The organism is Bacillus sp. AR4-2, assembly GCF_008274865.1.
In the GTDB taxonomy this organism is placed as follows: domain Bacteria; phylum Bacillota; class Bacilli; order Bacillales; family Bacillaceae_G; genus Bacillus_A; species Bacillus_A cereus.
In genome coordinates, this window is sequence record NZ_CP031062.1 from 3,010,995 (window position 1) to 3,024,117 (window position 13,123).

Consider the following 13,123-nt stretch of genomic DNA (forward strand, 5'->3'; position numbering starts at 1 on the left):
TTTTATTAGCTTAATAACATTGGCTTGCCCCCGTAATTCCAAAATCCCCAAAAATTTTTTAGAATAAGTTTTTCGAACCAGAAATATATATTTCTAACTATAAAAACTATGGGAAGGTTTATCTGTTTTTCCTTTTTACCTACTTGCTAAATTCAGCAAGTAAAATATTTTTAAAAGGATCAGAAGGACTATAACTAGTTTTATGGCCATTCAAATTGATGGCCAATGTATGCTTGCCTCCAAGTGTGCCTCCAGCAAAAGTAGAAAACCCTGGAGAGGCACCTGCGTGTCCCCATATCGAGACACCGTTTGGAAGTTTAGTTTCATAGATTCCAAGACCATATCTGCCGATTTCAGCAATTCCTGTAGGAACTGTAGTAAGCATTTGTTTTAGTTGCTGTTCCTTCATTAATTTGCCACTGAGTAAGTAAGAGAAGAATTTGTTTAAATCGTCAGCAGTAGAAATCATATCTCCATCCGAGCTACCTGGGTATGAATAAGTAACGTCTTTTAGCTCACTTTCTCCGTCATATCTTTCATATCCACGGGCATGATTGGTACCTGGAATAACAGTTGAATTACCAGGTAGGAATGTATTCGACAATTCGAGCGGTTCAACAATCCGATTTTCAACCTCTTCCGCATAGCTGTTTCCAGTTACTTTTTCAATAAGGATACCCAGTATTACGTATCCTGTGTTTGAATAAGACCAGCCCTTACCTGGAGCAAAGTCTGGTGGAAGAGAAATTCCCATCTTTACTAATTCTTCAGCCGTATACAATTTTTTTGTGTCCATAATATCATAGTCTTTTGACTTTAAGTATTCAGCAATCCCACTTGTATGATTCAATATCTGCCGAATCGTAATCTGGTTAGCATCATATCCGTTTCCTTGAATGACGCCAGGCAACCATTTTTCGATGGAGTCATCTAGATTCAAGCGGTTCTCTCCAGCCAATTGAAGTAGAACTGTTGCAATGAATGTCTTCGTCGTACTGCCAATGCGAAAGCGAAAATCTGTTTTCATCGGCTTCTTGGTTCTCAGATCCGCTATCCCGGCGGCATAGCTCCAATTTTTGCCACCCTTAGAAATTTGAGCGAGTATTCCAGGGTATCCAAGTTGGAGTGAATCCCGTATTGCTTTCTTAACGGAAGTACGATCGCTTTGATTACTTGTTTGTAACAAACTAGATACATTTTGCGTGGGTTCTGCTTTTACAATTGAGGCTGGTGTTATGTATAACAGGGAACTTCCAGCTATTAAAAGTGATAGACTTGCACATGTAATTTTACTGCATGTTTTCATAAAGCATCCTCTCCTTTATTTAAATTGTAAAGTTAGTTGCTTGCTGTTTCGTATTAATCACACAGCTATCATCTCCAACAATGACAAAAAAGTCAGAATTAAATTCGTAATCATATTCATAATTATTATTTTTACAAAGGCTATTCTGTCTTAACAAACGGTAAATCCCTTTTCTTCCACATGTATGTTAACCCCAGAAATTACTTCTTTTCTTTGAAACACTCTTATTACTGGTTTGTTTTTTCATATATAAGTCATATCTGTTCCGCCTTTCACACCTCCTTATATTTTTATCCTACACAATGAAAATCTCTTTTTTCTTACCTATTCCTTACAAATTACTTACGTTCAAAATAGCTTCTATAATAGGATAGAAGGAGCATCTGTACCCGAAAGTTCAAAGTATTTTCCAATAAATATATTTATCAAAAAGAAAAACAGGTTTTTTTCGCTTCTATGTTTCTTTTTTTCGTTTTGGGGAACAATTAATTCTTAAGTTGATAGCGATGGGGCGGGACCCCAAACAGTACGATTTTATTTCAAAGACACAACGATCTTACTACACACTTTTTATTTATCCCACACTCTCATCTGCTACTATTACTATTTTTTATTACTAATGTTGCCGTTTCACTCGGATGGCTAAGAGGAAAATGATGGCCATATGGAACAAAATCAACCTTACCAAGATGCGATGGAGCAGAATAGACTCTGTCATAATTCCCCCAAATAATGTGAAGATTATACTTTGTTACTTCATTGAAATCACCTTGATCGTTTTTCAGTAGTAAACTGTTAAGCTGAACCGTAGTATTTAAAATTCTAGGAGAAGTAAAACTGTTACTTATTTTTTCAATATAATGTTCAGGGATGCTCTCCGTACTTTCAAACAAACCATTACTTAATAAATAACGCCCTATCAAATTAGTAGTTGCTAATTTTAATGTCCATTTGTTCATAAATTGAGGAACATTTAGCGATTTAGCATTTTTTTTAGCAACAGGTGGCTGAAGTAAAGTGATTGCATACTTCTTATCTATGTACTCTTGTACCAATGCTTCCAGAAGAATAAATGCACCGAATGAATGGCCAATTAGATGTGCACCATTCGTAGCTTTCTCCAATAACTTTTTCACTACATTCAAATAGATAGCTAGAAGATTTTTCTCTCGTTTAAAAGGAGAACGTCCCAAACCTGGAAGATCCAAGATCCATACAGGTTGACCAGTTTTTTCATGAAGCTCTTGTGCTAAAGGAAATAAATCTTCTCCATCACTCAATAAACCATGTAATAAAATAAATGGTTTACCCTCTCCTTGTAATTGGTAAAGGGTAGTGTTATCGCATAATGTTCGTTTAAATAAATGATTATGCTGGCCATTTTGATACATCATTCGATAATCCAGATCAGCTACTACGGCAGGGAAAAACTTCATTACACTCGTCTTCTTAAACCAATCTCCTCCCATAATTTTTTTCGCTGAAACATTTGAAAATTTTTGTTTTGTAATAAAATTCAGTCCATCAGAAGGAATTTTTGTTATTTTACTTACTCCACTATTCATAATTGCTTTCATAAGTGGCATTGGGACAGAAATTTTGGGTTCCCTCATATTCATACTTTCCGACATGATACTTAATAATTCAGTAATGTTCTGATCGTACTGTTTGTCTTCAACAAGTGTATATGTTTGAATAGTCGGTTGCTCCAATCTGAAAACCTGCACAATAAACTTCGCAAGCTCATCGTTTGAAATAAGTGGTAACCTATATCCCTTACCTCCAGGAATCACTGGCATGAGCCCTCTTCGCATACTCATCACAAGCAAACCTAATCCTGCTATCTGCTCTGTACTCCCTGTTTTACTACTACCGACTACAGTTGGCGGATTAATTACAGAAAGCGGATAACCTACTGCTGATGCCTGCTGACGGATATAAAGATCTGCTAAAAATTTTGTTCTCTCATATGGATTTTTTATTTTCAAATAATTGTTTCCTTCTTGAAACACATCAATTGCAATCTTGCTATTTTTATCATCAAAGGGACTCATATAACCTACAACATGAATAAATTGTTGCAAGCCCTTCAATTGATGAATACTTTTAGCTAATTCACTAATATGTTTGGCACCATTTAAAAATACGGAAGCTGCCTCTTTACTTGTCGCTTGAATATCCATGGGGCCTCCTGCGTGAATAATCACATCCGTTTTCAATACCCTCTCCTTATCTTCAGCACTTAGACCTAAATCTATTTTCGTCAAATCACCTTCAATAAAGTGCATAACTTCCTCTTTTAAGATGCCTCTTTCTTGAAAAAGGCGTATTGCTTTACTTTTCGACCTTACTAAAAGAAGAATTTTAACATCTTCTTTGGCTAATTCTTTCACTAATTGCTGTCCAATAAAGCCTGTTCCACCAGTTAAAAATACTGTTCTCATATAAAATCCCCCTTTTAGTACTAATCAGTACTAATTTGATGTAAAAAAAAAGCTTCTTTTATCGAAGCAATTTTAAAAAATGATCTGCTGTTTTCGTGATTACAGTTGCATCTTTCAATGTTTCTGAAATAAATAACGCTCCTTCAAGATTTGTAATAAAAAGTGATGCAACCTCATCAATATGAATCGTATTTCTGAATTCTCCATTCTCTACCCCTTGTTTAAGTAATAGAGAAACTTTCTCTTGTAATCCTGTAAAAAAAAGACCTATTTTTTCTTTTATTTGCGTGGCCTGTGTAGGACTTTGAATATACAGAGTAATAAATGGACAGCTCCCCTTATACTCTCTCGACTGAACTCCTTGTGATAATTGCTTTAAAAACAGTTGGATACGATCTTCAACTAAAAATTGGTTCTGAGAAAGTACGTCATCAATTGCAGTTTGATACATTTCAATCCAATAATCAACGACTCCTTCTAATAATACTTCCTTATTAGAAAAATGATAATACACATTAGACTTTGAAACTTTGCTTACACGTACTAATTCATCCATACTTGTATAAGCAAACCCTTTTTCTAAAAATAATGTTGCAGCTACTTCAATCACACGTTTTTGATTCATTAATTTTACCTTTGTCATAACTAGAACTATATAGTACTAATTTAAACATTGCAAGTATTTATGTTAATTTTTAAAAAAGTTCCACTAACATTGATTTTACTGCAAAAAAATCTTATTTTGAATAAAGTTGAACTGCCCCCCCGAAATTGTTCATTCACTATCGACTAATAGAGGTCACCATACATGTCCATTAACTTAAGAAAAAGAAATGCCCCCAAAACGAAAAAATGAGCGGTTTCTCAGAATAGCTATCTGTAGAAAAAGAATTTTTTAATTTAGGGATATATGAAAGTATTGGCTTGATGGTGATATGGCGGTACCTCAAATAAAGAAATTTTAAACATCTTAATCTGCCTTTCCTTTATGTAAATATGGGAATAATGAAATTACCCCAAGGATAGCTAAACAAGCTCCAATCCATAGAGGAGATACAAAACCATATCCTTTACTGATCCCAAGACCACCTAGTGACGAACCAATAACAATACCTAGCGTAATAAAAGAACTATGAACGGTATTTATCATTATTCCATTACTAGCTGTTTTCATCACCCTCGCAACCATAGCTGGATTCAATGCTACACCAGTTAAACCAATAAAAATCGTAGAAATAACTGCAATGTATTTATTCTCTGCACTTAAAGCAAATAAAGACAACGCTATGATTAATATAATTAATCCACCCATAAGTATTTTCATTGTAAATTTATCAGCGAACTTGCCAATTATTATATTCCCAATTACCGTCGCACTACCATAGAGAGCAAGTAAATATGGAATACTTGCACTTGAAAACCCTGTAACATTTGTAAAGATAGGAGTGAAATAACTAAATGCTGCAAACGTACCACCAATAATGAACATACTTGTTACGTACGCTGCCCAAAGATGAATATTCTTAAATCGCAGAAGTTCATCTTTCCAATTTAATTGCTCTTTATTTGAAGATGATGGTAACAACCGTTGAATCATAATCCCTGATACTAGCACAAGAACAGAAACAGCCCCAAAACTAATACGCCAGCCAAAATATTGCGAAATAACGGTCGTTATAGGTAAACCTAATACAGTTGCGAACATTAAACCTGCAAGTACAATTGATGCAGCTTTTCCCCTTGAATCAGAGTGAACCAATGTCGCAGAAAAGGAAATCGCAACTCCAAAAGCTGAAGCTGAAGCAATACCAGTTATAATACGTGAAATCATCATAATATCATAGTTCCAAGCAATAGCTCCGAGCGATTGACCAATTAAAAATATGAACATTAAAAACAATAATGCTTGTTTGCTGCGCATTCGTAAGAGGATTGCAGTTAAAATGGGGCCTCCTATTACCATTGCTCCTGCATAAGCTGAAATTAAATACCCAATAGATGATACAGGAACCTGGAATGCAAGAGCAAGTTCATTCATCATACCTGCAACCATAAATTCTGATGTAGTCATACAAAAGATTGCTAAAGCTAATAAATAAATAATCGATGACATAAAAACACTCCTTATTCATTATTGTAATGATCGGTACAAAAATAGTGCGAAAAAAGAGCGCACTAAGCGCCACAAATAGACTCTACTGTTCCTTTGATAACTTGTTCAGACAACATCCGATTTTGCATCGATACATTAAGAACACGGAATCCGTAATAACTGCTTAAAAGCAGACTAGCTAATTCCTCAGCTGATTGCTTCTTTGAAATTTCACCTGTTTGCAATCCTTCCTCCATCACTGTTTCAATAGCTTGTTTAAGAAGTTCAACATGCTTCGAGAAAATTTCTTGTACCATTAAATCGTTTTTAGCACGTTCTATACTGGCATTAATCAATAAACATCCTTTTTGATCCATATTCTCAAAGTCTTCTTTCAATGCCCATTCAAAAAAATTACTTAATCGTTCTTTAACTGGAATTGGAGTATGTAACAATTTCCTTTGTTCCCTAATCCCAATTTCATGGTAGCGTTCTAATACTTGTTTATACAGTTCATGTTTACTACCGAAAGTATTGTATAAACTTCCTTTTCCAAGTCCTGTATCACTGCATAAATCTTGTGTAGAACACCCTTCATATCCTCTTATCCAAAATGTTTTCATTGCAACATCTACAATTGAGGAATAATCAAACTCTCGAGGTCTGCCGCGTTTATTCAATCGTATCCTCCTCTCATTTTAAAGATAACATGAATAGAATACCCTTTTTGTACCATGCGGTCAATAATTTTGTTTTATTGTACTGTAAAATAAAATTTGATTATTTTAGATTACGAATAATGAAAAATAGCCCCTTTATTCAAATTTCCTAGCGAAAAAATCACGTTTTAATAGACTTCTTTATCATCCCTACCTTTCTATAGATTACTAGTTATGAAACAAGGATCGTTTCATAACTAGTAATTTACTTGATTAGCTTGATGAGTATGGAGTAGTGCCCCTATAAGCAAAACCCTCCAGAAACATCTAAAATCTGCCCAGTTACCCAGCGGCTATCAGAAGAAGCAAGGAATGCTACTGCATCTGCAATATCTTCAACTTGCCCTATTCGCCCGAACACAGATGAATTCGTAGCAAAACTTCGTATTTCCGGATCATCTAGCAATTTTGCATTAATATCTGTCTTCGTATATCCAGGCATAATTGTATTCACTGTTATACCTCTTTCTCCGAGATGTTTAGCTAGAGGAAGTGTCATCGTATTTAATGCACCTTTGCTTAAGCCGTATGCAATTGAGCCTGTAAAACCAAGTCGTACTTCAGCTGATGAAATGTTAATAATACGCCCCTCTGCTCGTAGTAACGGCAATGTTTGCTGAATTAAGAAGAACGGTGCTTTAATATTTACAGACATAATTTCATCAAAAACTTCTTCTGTCGTATTTTCAATCGTTCCTTGTGTACCTATCCCTGCATTGTTTACTAAAATATCAATCTCTGATGTACCAACTTTTATTTGTAATTCATTCTTTAACTGTTTTACTAGCTTTTTGACACCATCAATTGAATTGAGTTCAGCTTCAATTAAGAACGCTTTTCCTCCATTAGATTCAATCTCACTAATTGTTTCATCTGCAGCTGTTTTATTTCGGCCGTAGTGAATCGCAACTAATGCTCCATCTTTCGCCAATCTCATCGCAATCGCACGGCCAATTCCGCGACTCGCTCCTGTTACTAACGCTACTTTCCCATCAAGATTCTTCATTTTTTCCATCCTTCCTAAATTTCCGTTTGATAAAAACCTATACTTATATTTTCATGTAAACACCAATCATTTTAAATATAGATTTATAGGTAATTTAGTCCATTCGCTTATGATATTATAGTTATAATTCGTAATTTACTTTATAAAACAAAAATAAGGAGGCTACACAATGCAAAACGCCGTAAAACTGGATGAAATCGATCATAAAATTATGAACTTGTTGTATGAAAATGCGAGAATTTCTGTTTCAGAAATAGGACGAATTATATCCATGACGCAGCCTGCTGTAAAAGAACGTATTAACAAGCTTGAAGATCAAGGAGTTATAGCGGCTTATCGAACTAAATTTGAGCCTGCAAAAATTAATAAAAACATTCAAGCATTCATCATGTTTAAAACGAGCCAATGTACTGATTTTATTCAATATTGTAATGCCGCTCCTGAAGTAACTGATTTATACCGAATTAGCGGGGAATTTAATTATATGATGAAGGTCATGAGCGATTCGATGGATTCTCTCGCTACATTTTTAGACTCTTTAATGCAATTTGGATTATCGTCTCCTTTAATTGTTTTAAAGAGTGAGTTTGAGGAGAAATTGTCGTTCTAATAAAGGGATACGTATTATCCCCGGCTAACAGTAAAAGTTTTTTCGTTATGAGAAAAGCCAATAAAATTAATGATTAGTAAACAAAAAAGAACATTGATATTTCAATGTTCTTTTTATATCTCTACTTATGAATTAGATCTCTATTCGAAAAAAGCACCTTAATCCCCTTACCCTTGATTCCTCTGCACCTCTCTAAATTCCTCCTTCACCTTCTCTAACAACCCTTCTTCCGTAATTAATCGATACGCCGTATTTGCTAATGCTTTTGCCGATGTAATTAATGCTTTATCTCCAAGTTCTGAACGTGCTGCTTCTCTAAATTCATTCGTATGTGCGATTAAATCATCTGGTCCGATTTTAATGTACGGATGAATTGTCGGTACAACTTGACTTACGTTTCCTGCGTCGGTTGAACCGATCCCTACTCTTTCTTTACGATTTACATCTTCACCTAATAGTTCTAGTTCTTCCGCTACAATATCGTTATATGTTTTTGTTACGAGTAATTCATCGATTTCATTTTGGAATTGATGGATTTTTACTTTTGCACCTGTTGCTAACGCTGCTCCCTCAGCAATGTTTCTTACTTTTTCTGTTACTTCCGCGCATCTTTTTCGCGTTGCTGCACGGATGAAGAACCTTGCTGCGGCATAGTCAGGAATAATGTTAGGTGCTTTTCCGCCTTCTGTAATGACGCCATGAATTCTCACGTCTGACGGAAGTTGTTGGCGAAGTGCGTTAATACCGTTATAGAGCTGAATCACCGCATCTAATGCGTTAATTCCCTCTTCTGGTGAAGCTGCGGCGTGAGCTGTTTTTCCGTAAAAATGAAAATCAAGTGGATCGACTGCTAGTGAAGGACTCGTTGTCGCTGTTTTTCCGCTCGGATGAATCATAAGCGCCGCATCAATGTCTTTAAATAAACCTGCCTTTACATAACTTGATTTCGCGCTACCATTTGGCCCTCCTTCTTCTGCTGGCGTACCAAACACGACAACTTCTCCGCCAATTTCTTCAAGTGTTTCTGATAATGCGATTGCTGCTGCAACACTAATTGTGCCGATTAAATTGTGACCACACGCATGACCGAGTCCTGGTAAAGCGTCGTACTCCGCTAAAAATGCGATTGCCGGTCCTTGTTTTCCAGAGCTTTTTCGCGCGATAAATCCCGTTTCATGTCCAGCTATATTGTGCTGCAACTGAAACCCTGCACTACCTAGTAATAAACTTAACGTTCTTGATGCGTAAAACTCTTGGTTTCCAATCTCCGGATTCGCATGAATATCATGACTTGTTTCTATGTACTTTTCCTTATTTCTTTCGATACTCTCTTCAATTGTTTTTCTTTGTGACGCTACTCCTGTCGCTCCCATTTTTCTTCCTCCTTTTATTTTCACGTAAAAAAGCCTCTTTCTAAAAGATAGAAAGAGGCTTCTGTATATATACAGTCAAAATGAGCTTCTTTCTTATCTTTCAAGTTACCTTGCTGGAATTGGCACAGTATTCATAACGAATCCGCTGCCGAGGTATCATAGGGCCAGTCCCTCCACCTCTCGTGATAAGAATTTTCATAAAATTATATTAAATTATTTTTTATTCTAAGTTCATTCCAAGTAAAAGTCAAGGAATTCCTATCCGAATTTACCGAATATCTAAAAATCCTTTTAATACACCAATTGTCTCAGGTGCTTGCAGTCTTGCACATACGTACGGAAATTCCGTACTACCTTCAAACATCATTTGAGATGTAAGCGGTGCGCCTGCCCAGAAGATTTCATCATCGATTACTAGGAACGGGAATGCTTTATTTTGTCTTTGTAACTTTACATTTTTCAGTGGAACTGGTCCGTCACTATACACTGTTATTTGCGCATTTGTACGCATTAACGCTTGCCATACTCGCTTATCCACTTGTTTTGTACTTGGAAGTGAAATAATAATTTTTCGTTTTGCTGCTAAAATATCTTTTAATAGCCCTTTCGTTTCCTCAAGATTCATTTCCATAAACCAGCGTAAACGTTTCGATATTTTTCGTTCCCACAATTGTCTTGATGTCGTGCGATCATACACATCTCCGTGACGTTCTATATGAGCTGTTAATTGTGATAACGCTTGTTTTCTCGAAAGGTTTTTACGCATATAATGGCAATCTGATAATTGAATGAACTTCCCTCTCGCCCTTGTCACTGCTACATTGACGAGGCGATGGTTTTTGTGATCAAAGAATAATACGCCAGGTCGTTCTTGCGGATAACTGTCAACCGTATCAAAAATCATCATATCTCTTTCAGAACCTTGGAACTTATGAACTGTCGCCGCTAAAACTGGTATGTTTTGATATTTCGTTCTCTGCAACATTTCTCTCATACACGTTGATAAAAAGCGTGACTGCGCCCTGTAAGGTGTCACAATACCAATTGATTGCACACCATCTAACAATCCGATTAACATCATTTGCATTGCTACTAAACCAGACATAATGTTAAAACGTGAACCAGAAGCAGCATCTTTTAACGAAAAAGCTCCCATTTGGCTCGTATCAAATAAAACGCTCGCCTCATTTGCGAACGGCTGTAACTGTGCAAGTTCTTTACGCTCTGAAACAGACGGATGATCGTATACTCTATTTTTATAAATAAACGAATTCGTAAACTTCGATATATCCGCATGCATACGTCTTTGTTCCTGCAACATAAATAGGTTTGGGTGTGCTTCTGATTTATTAACAGACTCAACAATCCCAGCATGGTAAAACATATCTTCCCCAAGCCATTTGCGAACAAGTTCATGATTTGCCATCGCAATTGGAGGTAACTGTAAAAAGTCACCGCAAACGACGATACGTTTTCCAAGTGAAGCAGCTAATGCAATTTGCGGAACATATGCCATACTTACTTCATCTACAACAACTAAATCAAATGTACGCTCATAAATAAGTGAATCAATGGCACATTTCGATAAAGTTGCTCCGATTACTTTCGCATTTTCAATATATTCTTTTTCTACTTCTTTAATTTTAGCCTTTTGCTTTCGAAGATCACTTTCAATCTCTTGTATACGCTTCTTATCAGCAGATGTTGCTTTATACGATAAGATTTTTTCACGAAGCTCTTGGCGTGTCTCTTCTAAATAGAGTCTTTCCTCACCCCAAGATCCGTTCGTCGTTTCAACTAACTTCGACGCAAGTAACGTTTCATGATTTCGTATATGTTCATGTTGACTATAACCGTAACGAACAATTTCACCAGGCGTCCATTTCTTTTTCTTCTCAATTTGCTTCGTTACTTCACTCATTAATACGTCTACTGCCGCATTACTATGAGCCAACACAAGTACCGATTTTCCTTTTTGATAATGGGCCGAAATAATACGTGATAAATTGTAAGACTTCCCTGTTCCCGGCGGTCCCCATACGTACGTTGTCGGATTATAAAACGCGCGATATGCCAGTTCATTTTTTGGATTTTTCATCTTCTCAATATGTTTCGGACTGCTCGTCCCATCAACAAGACGCTTTATACGATTACGTTTCAGCTTATCTTTACGTGCTTCTTTCAATCGCTCTTGCAGTTGCTCTAAAAGTTGCCACGGTTCACTGTATAAAACCGCTTCTCTTATTTCACCTTGTATATAATCATTTAATTTCAGTTCTATTTCTAATCCATGTACAGATAATACTTCTCCTGTCGCTTCCTCACCATCGAACTCAATTCGAATTGGTGAACCTTCAGGTAAGCTTACTTCCGAAATAAGCTGAAATACATACACTGTATTCTCATAATCTGTATATAAAAAACGACCGTTCATGATAGAAATTTTACTACCACCTATCGTTTTCCAATGTTTAATTTCATATGCTAATGCATAATGCCACTCTTTCATCGTTTCTGATAATGAAGGAGTTTGAGTAGTTGTATTCATCGTATAATCTCCTTCCTTCTCCCCAAACATACTTTCTCACTATACCATACAACACGCTAAAATTTGTAAGGTTTTTATCTTGCTTATTTTCTTAATTTTCAATAATATATTGTATATAATTTTCAGAAAGAAGGAATCTACATGCCAGTTAGAAGAATTGAACACGTAGGACTTATGGTTGCAAACTTAGAAGCATCTATCTCATTTTATGAAGAAGTAGTCGGCTTACAGCTCCTTAAACGTATGGGGCACCCGAATCCAGACTTAAAACTCGCTTTTTTAGGTGTGGAAGAATCGAAGGAAACGATACTCGAACTCATTGAAGGTTATAACTCTTCTCTTCCGGCAGAGGGAAAAGTACATCACATTTGCTTTAAGGTAGATTCATTAGAGGATGAAATCGAAAGACTAAAGAAACACGCAGTAACCTTCTTACTAGGAGAAGAAATCGAAACATTACCAGATGGAACACGTTACATATTCTTCGCTGGCCTTGATGGGGAGTGGATTGAGTTTTTTGAAACGGAGAGATAAAGTGAAACTTTATTTTGCGGGATAGAAAAGGAGCCGGAATTCTGGCTCTTGTTTTTAACCAGTAACAATGAAACATACCTCCAACCTAAGAATTTACCAAGATTAAAAACACAATCATTTTGTTAGGAGGAGAGAATGGGAAATACAGTCTTTATTATTGTTTTTTGGATACTGATACTATTCCCAATCCTTTATGTAATCAAGATAAAGGATTGGAATATAAAAACAGCTGCCTTATTTGTTGGAAGGATTCTATTAAGCATTTTCTATTTCATAAATGGAATGGTGTTAGGTCTGCAGCGAAATTGGATAGAACCTCCCCATGAAACAGAATGGGATTTCTTTGTAAAGTCTTTACTAAACGGAAAAACTGATGCACTTATACACTTTTTACTTCTAATTATTATCATTACTTTGGATTTATTCTTTACATTTTATTATATCAATAAAAAGAAATAGGATATTCTATCCTATTTCTTTTTTTTTATGAG

The 13,123-nt window shown here is 35.9% G+C and carries 11 protein-coding genes and 1 riboswitch; of the genes, 3 read left to right on the top strand and 8 right to left on the bottom strand.

All coding sequences use genetic code 11. The annotated features are described in order from the left end of the window. Positions 1-139 precede the first annotated feature (139 nt). The 6 genes from DN399_RS15550 to DN399_RS15580 all read right to left on the bottom strand — a co-directional run bounded on the left by DN399_RS15550 (position 140) and on the right by DN399_RS15580 (position 7,567). Positions 140-1,306: a serine hydrolase domain-containing protein gene (locus tag DN399_RS15550; RefSeq protein WP_149149780.1), complete on the bottom strand. Its 1,167-nt coding sequence runs from the start codon at positions 1,304-1,306 to the stop codon at positions 140-142. 587 nt (positions 1,307-1,893) lie between these two features. Next, entirely contained in the window at positions 1,894-3,750 is a 1,857-nt protein-coding gene (locus tag DN399_RS15560) for an alpha/beta fold hydrolase (protein ID WP_149149781.1), read from the bottom strand. 58 nt (positions 3,751-3,808) lie between these two features. After that, positions 3,809-4,375, bottom strand: coding sequence for a TetR/AcrR family transcriptional regulator (locus DN399_RS15565; protein ID WP_001072327.1), 567 nt, complete (start codon positions 4,373-4,375; stop codon positions 3,809-3,811). Between the two features lie 345 nt (positions 4,376-4,720). Beyond that, positions 4,721-5,863, bottom strand: a complete 1,143-nt coding sequence (locus tag DN399_RS15570) for an MFS transporter (RefSeq protein ID WP_006918182.1) — start codon at positions 5,861-5,863, stop codon at positions 4,721-4,723. Between the two features lie 62 nt (positions 5,864-5,925). Beyond that, the gene (locus DN399_RS15575; protein ID WP_006918184.1) at positions 5,926-6,522 is read right to left on the bottom strand and encodes a TetR/AcrR family transcriptional regulator; all 597 of its coding nucleotides are present in this window, start codon (positions 6,520-6,522) and stop codon (positions 5,926-5,928) included. A gap of 280 nt (positions 6,523-6,802) precedes the next feature. Further along, the gene (locus DN399_RS15580; protein WP_135277768.1) at positions 6,803-7,567 is read right to left on the bottom strand and encodes an SDR family oxidoreductase; all 765 of its coding nucleotides are present in this window, start codon (positions 7,565-7,567) and stop codon (positions 6,803-6,805) included. Positions 7,568-7,736: 169 nt separating this feature from the next. Here DN399_RS15580 and DN399_RS15585 point away from each other — a divergent pair, with 169 nt between their 5' ends. Next, positions 7,737-8,177, top strand: a complete 441-nt coding sequence (locus DN399_RS15585) for an Lrp/AsnC family transcriptional regulator (RefSeq protein ID WP_006918188.1) — start codon at positions 7,737-7,739, stop codon at positions 8,175-8,177. Positions 8,178-8,344: 167 nt separating this feature from the next. Here DN399_RS15585 and DN399_RS15590 read toward each other — a convergent pair whose 3' ends face one another. Together DN399_RS15590 and DN399_RS15595 are read right to left on the bottom strand one after the other, a co-directional pair. Next, positions 8,345-9,550, bottom strand: coding sequence for a M20 family metallopeptidase (locus DN399_RS15590; RefSeq protein WP_149149782.1), 1,206 nt, complete (start codon positions 9,548-9,550; stop codon positions 8,345-8,347). Between the two features lie 90 nt (positions 9,551-9,640). Further along, positions 9,641-9,742, bottom strand: a riboswitch (SAM riboswitch). A gap of 76 nt (positions 9,743-9,818) precedes the next feature. Further along, a complete protein-coding gene (locus DN399_RS15595; protein WP_149149783.1) occupies positions 9,819-12,128 on the bottom strand; it encodes an AAA domain-containing protein in 2,310 nt (769 codons plus the stop codon). 111 nt (positions 12,129-12,239) lie between these two features. On the opposite strand from DN399_RS15595, the gene DN399_RS15600 reads away from it, so the two are divergent. Continuing rightward, entirely contained in the window at positions 12,240-12,632 is a 393-nt protein-coding gene (locus tag DN399_RS15600) for a VOC family protein (protein ID WP_113303066.1), read from the top strand. A 135-nt stretch (positions 12,633-12,767) separates the two neighbouring features. Then, complete coding sequence (locus tag DN399_RS15605; protein ID WP_016122820.1) at positions 12,768-13,091, top strand: hypothetical protein; 324 nt, start codon at positions 12,768-12,770, stop codon at positions 13,089-13,091. Positions 13,092-13,123: the final 32 nt, after the last annotated feature.

What these genes read in the sequence shown, in the direction of transcription:
- DN399_RS15550 (WP_149149780.1), bottom strand. Translation starts at nt 1,306, where the DNA reads ATGAAAACATGCAGTAAAATTACATGTGCAAGTCTATCACTTTTAATA.
- DN399_RS15560 (WP_149149781.1), bottom strand. Translation starts at nt 3,750, where the DNA reads ATGAGAACAGTATTTTTAACTGGTGGAACAGGCTTTATTGGACAGCAA.
- DN399_RS15565 (WP_001072327.1), bottom strand. Translation starts at nt 4,375, where the DNA reads ATGAATCAAAAACGTGTGATTGAAGTAGCTGCAACATTATTTTTAGAA.
- DN399_RS15570 (WP_006918182.1), bottom strand. Translation starts at nt 5,863, where the DNA reads ATGTCATCGATTATTTATTTATTAGCTTTAGCAATCTTTTGTATGACT.
- DN399_RS15580 (WP_135277768.1), bottom strand. Translation starts at nt 7,567, where the DNA reads ATGAAGAATCTTGATGGGAAAGTAGCGTTAGTAACAGGAGCGAGTCGC.
- DN399_RS15585 (WP_006918188.1), top strand. Translation starts at nt 7,737, where the DNA reads ATGCAAAACGCCGTAAAACTGGATGAAATCGATCATAAAATTATGAAC.
- DN399_RS15590 (WP_149149782.1), bottom strand. Translation starts at nt 9,550, where the DNA reads ATGGGAGCGACAGGAGTAGCGTCACAAAGAAAAACAATTGAAGAGAGT.
- DN399_RS15595 (WP_149149783.1), bottom strand. Translation starts at nt 12,128, where the DNA reads ATGTTTGGGGAGAAGGAAGGAGATTATACGATGAATACAACTACTCAA.
- DN399_RS15600 (WP_113303066.1), top strand. Translation starts at nt 12,240, where the DNA reads ATGCCAGTTAGAAGAATTGAACACGTAGGACTTATGGTTGCAAACTTA.
- DN399_RS15605 (WP_016122820.1), top strand. Translation starts at nt 12,768, where the DNA reads ATGGGAAATACAGTCTTTATTATTGTTTTTTGGATACTGATACTATTC.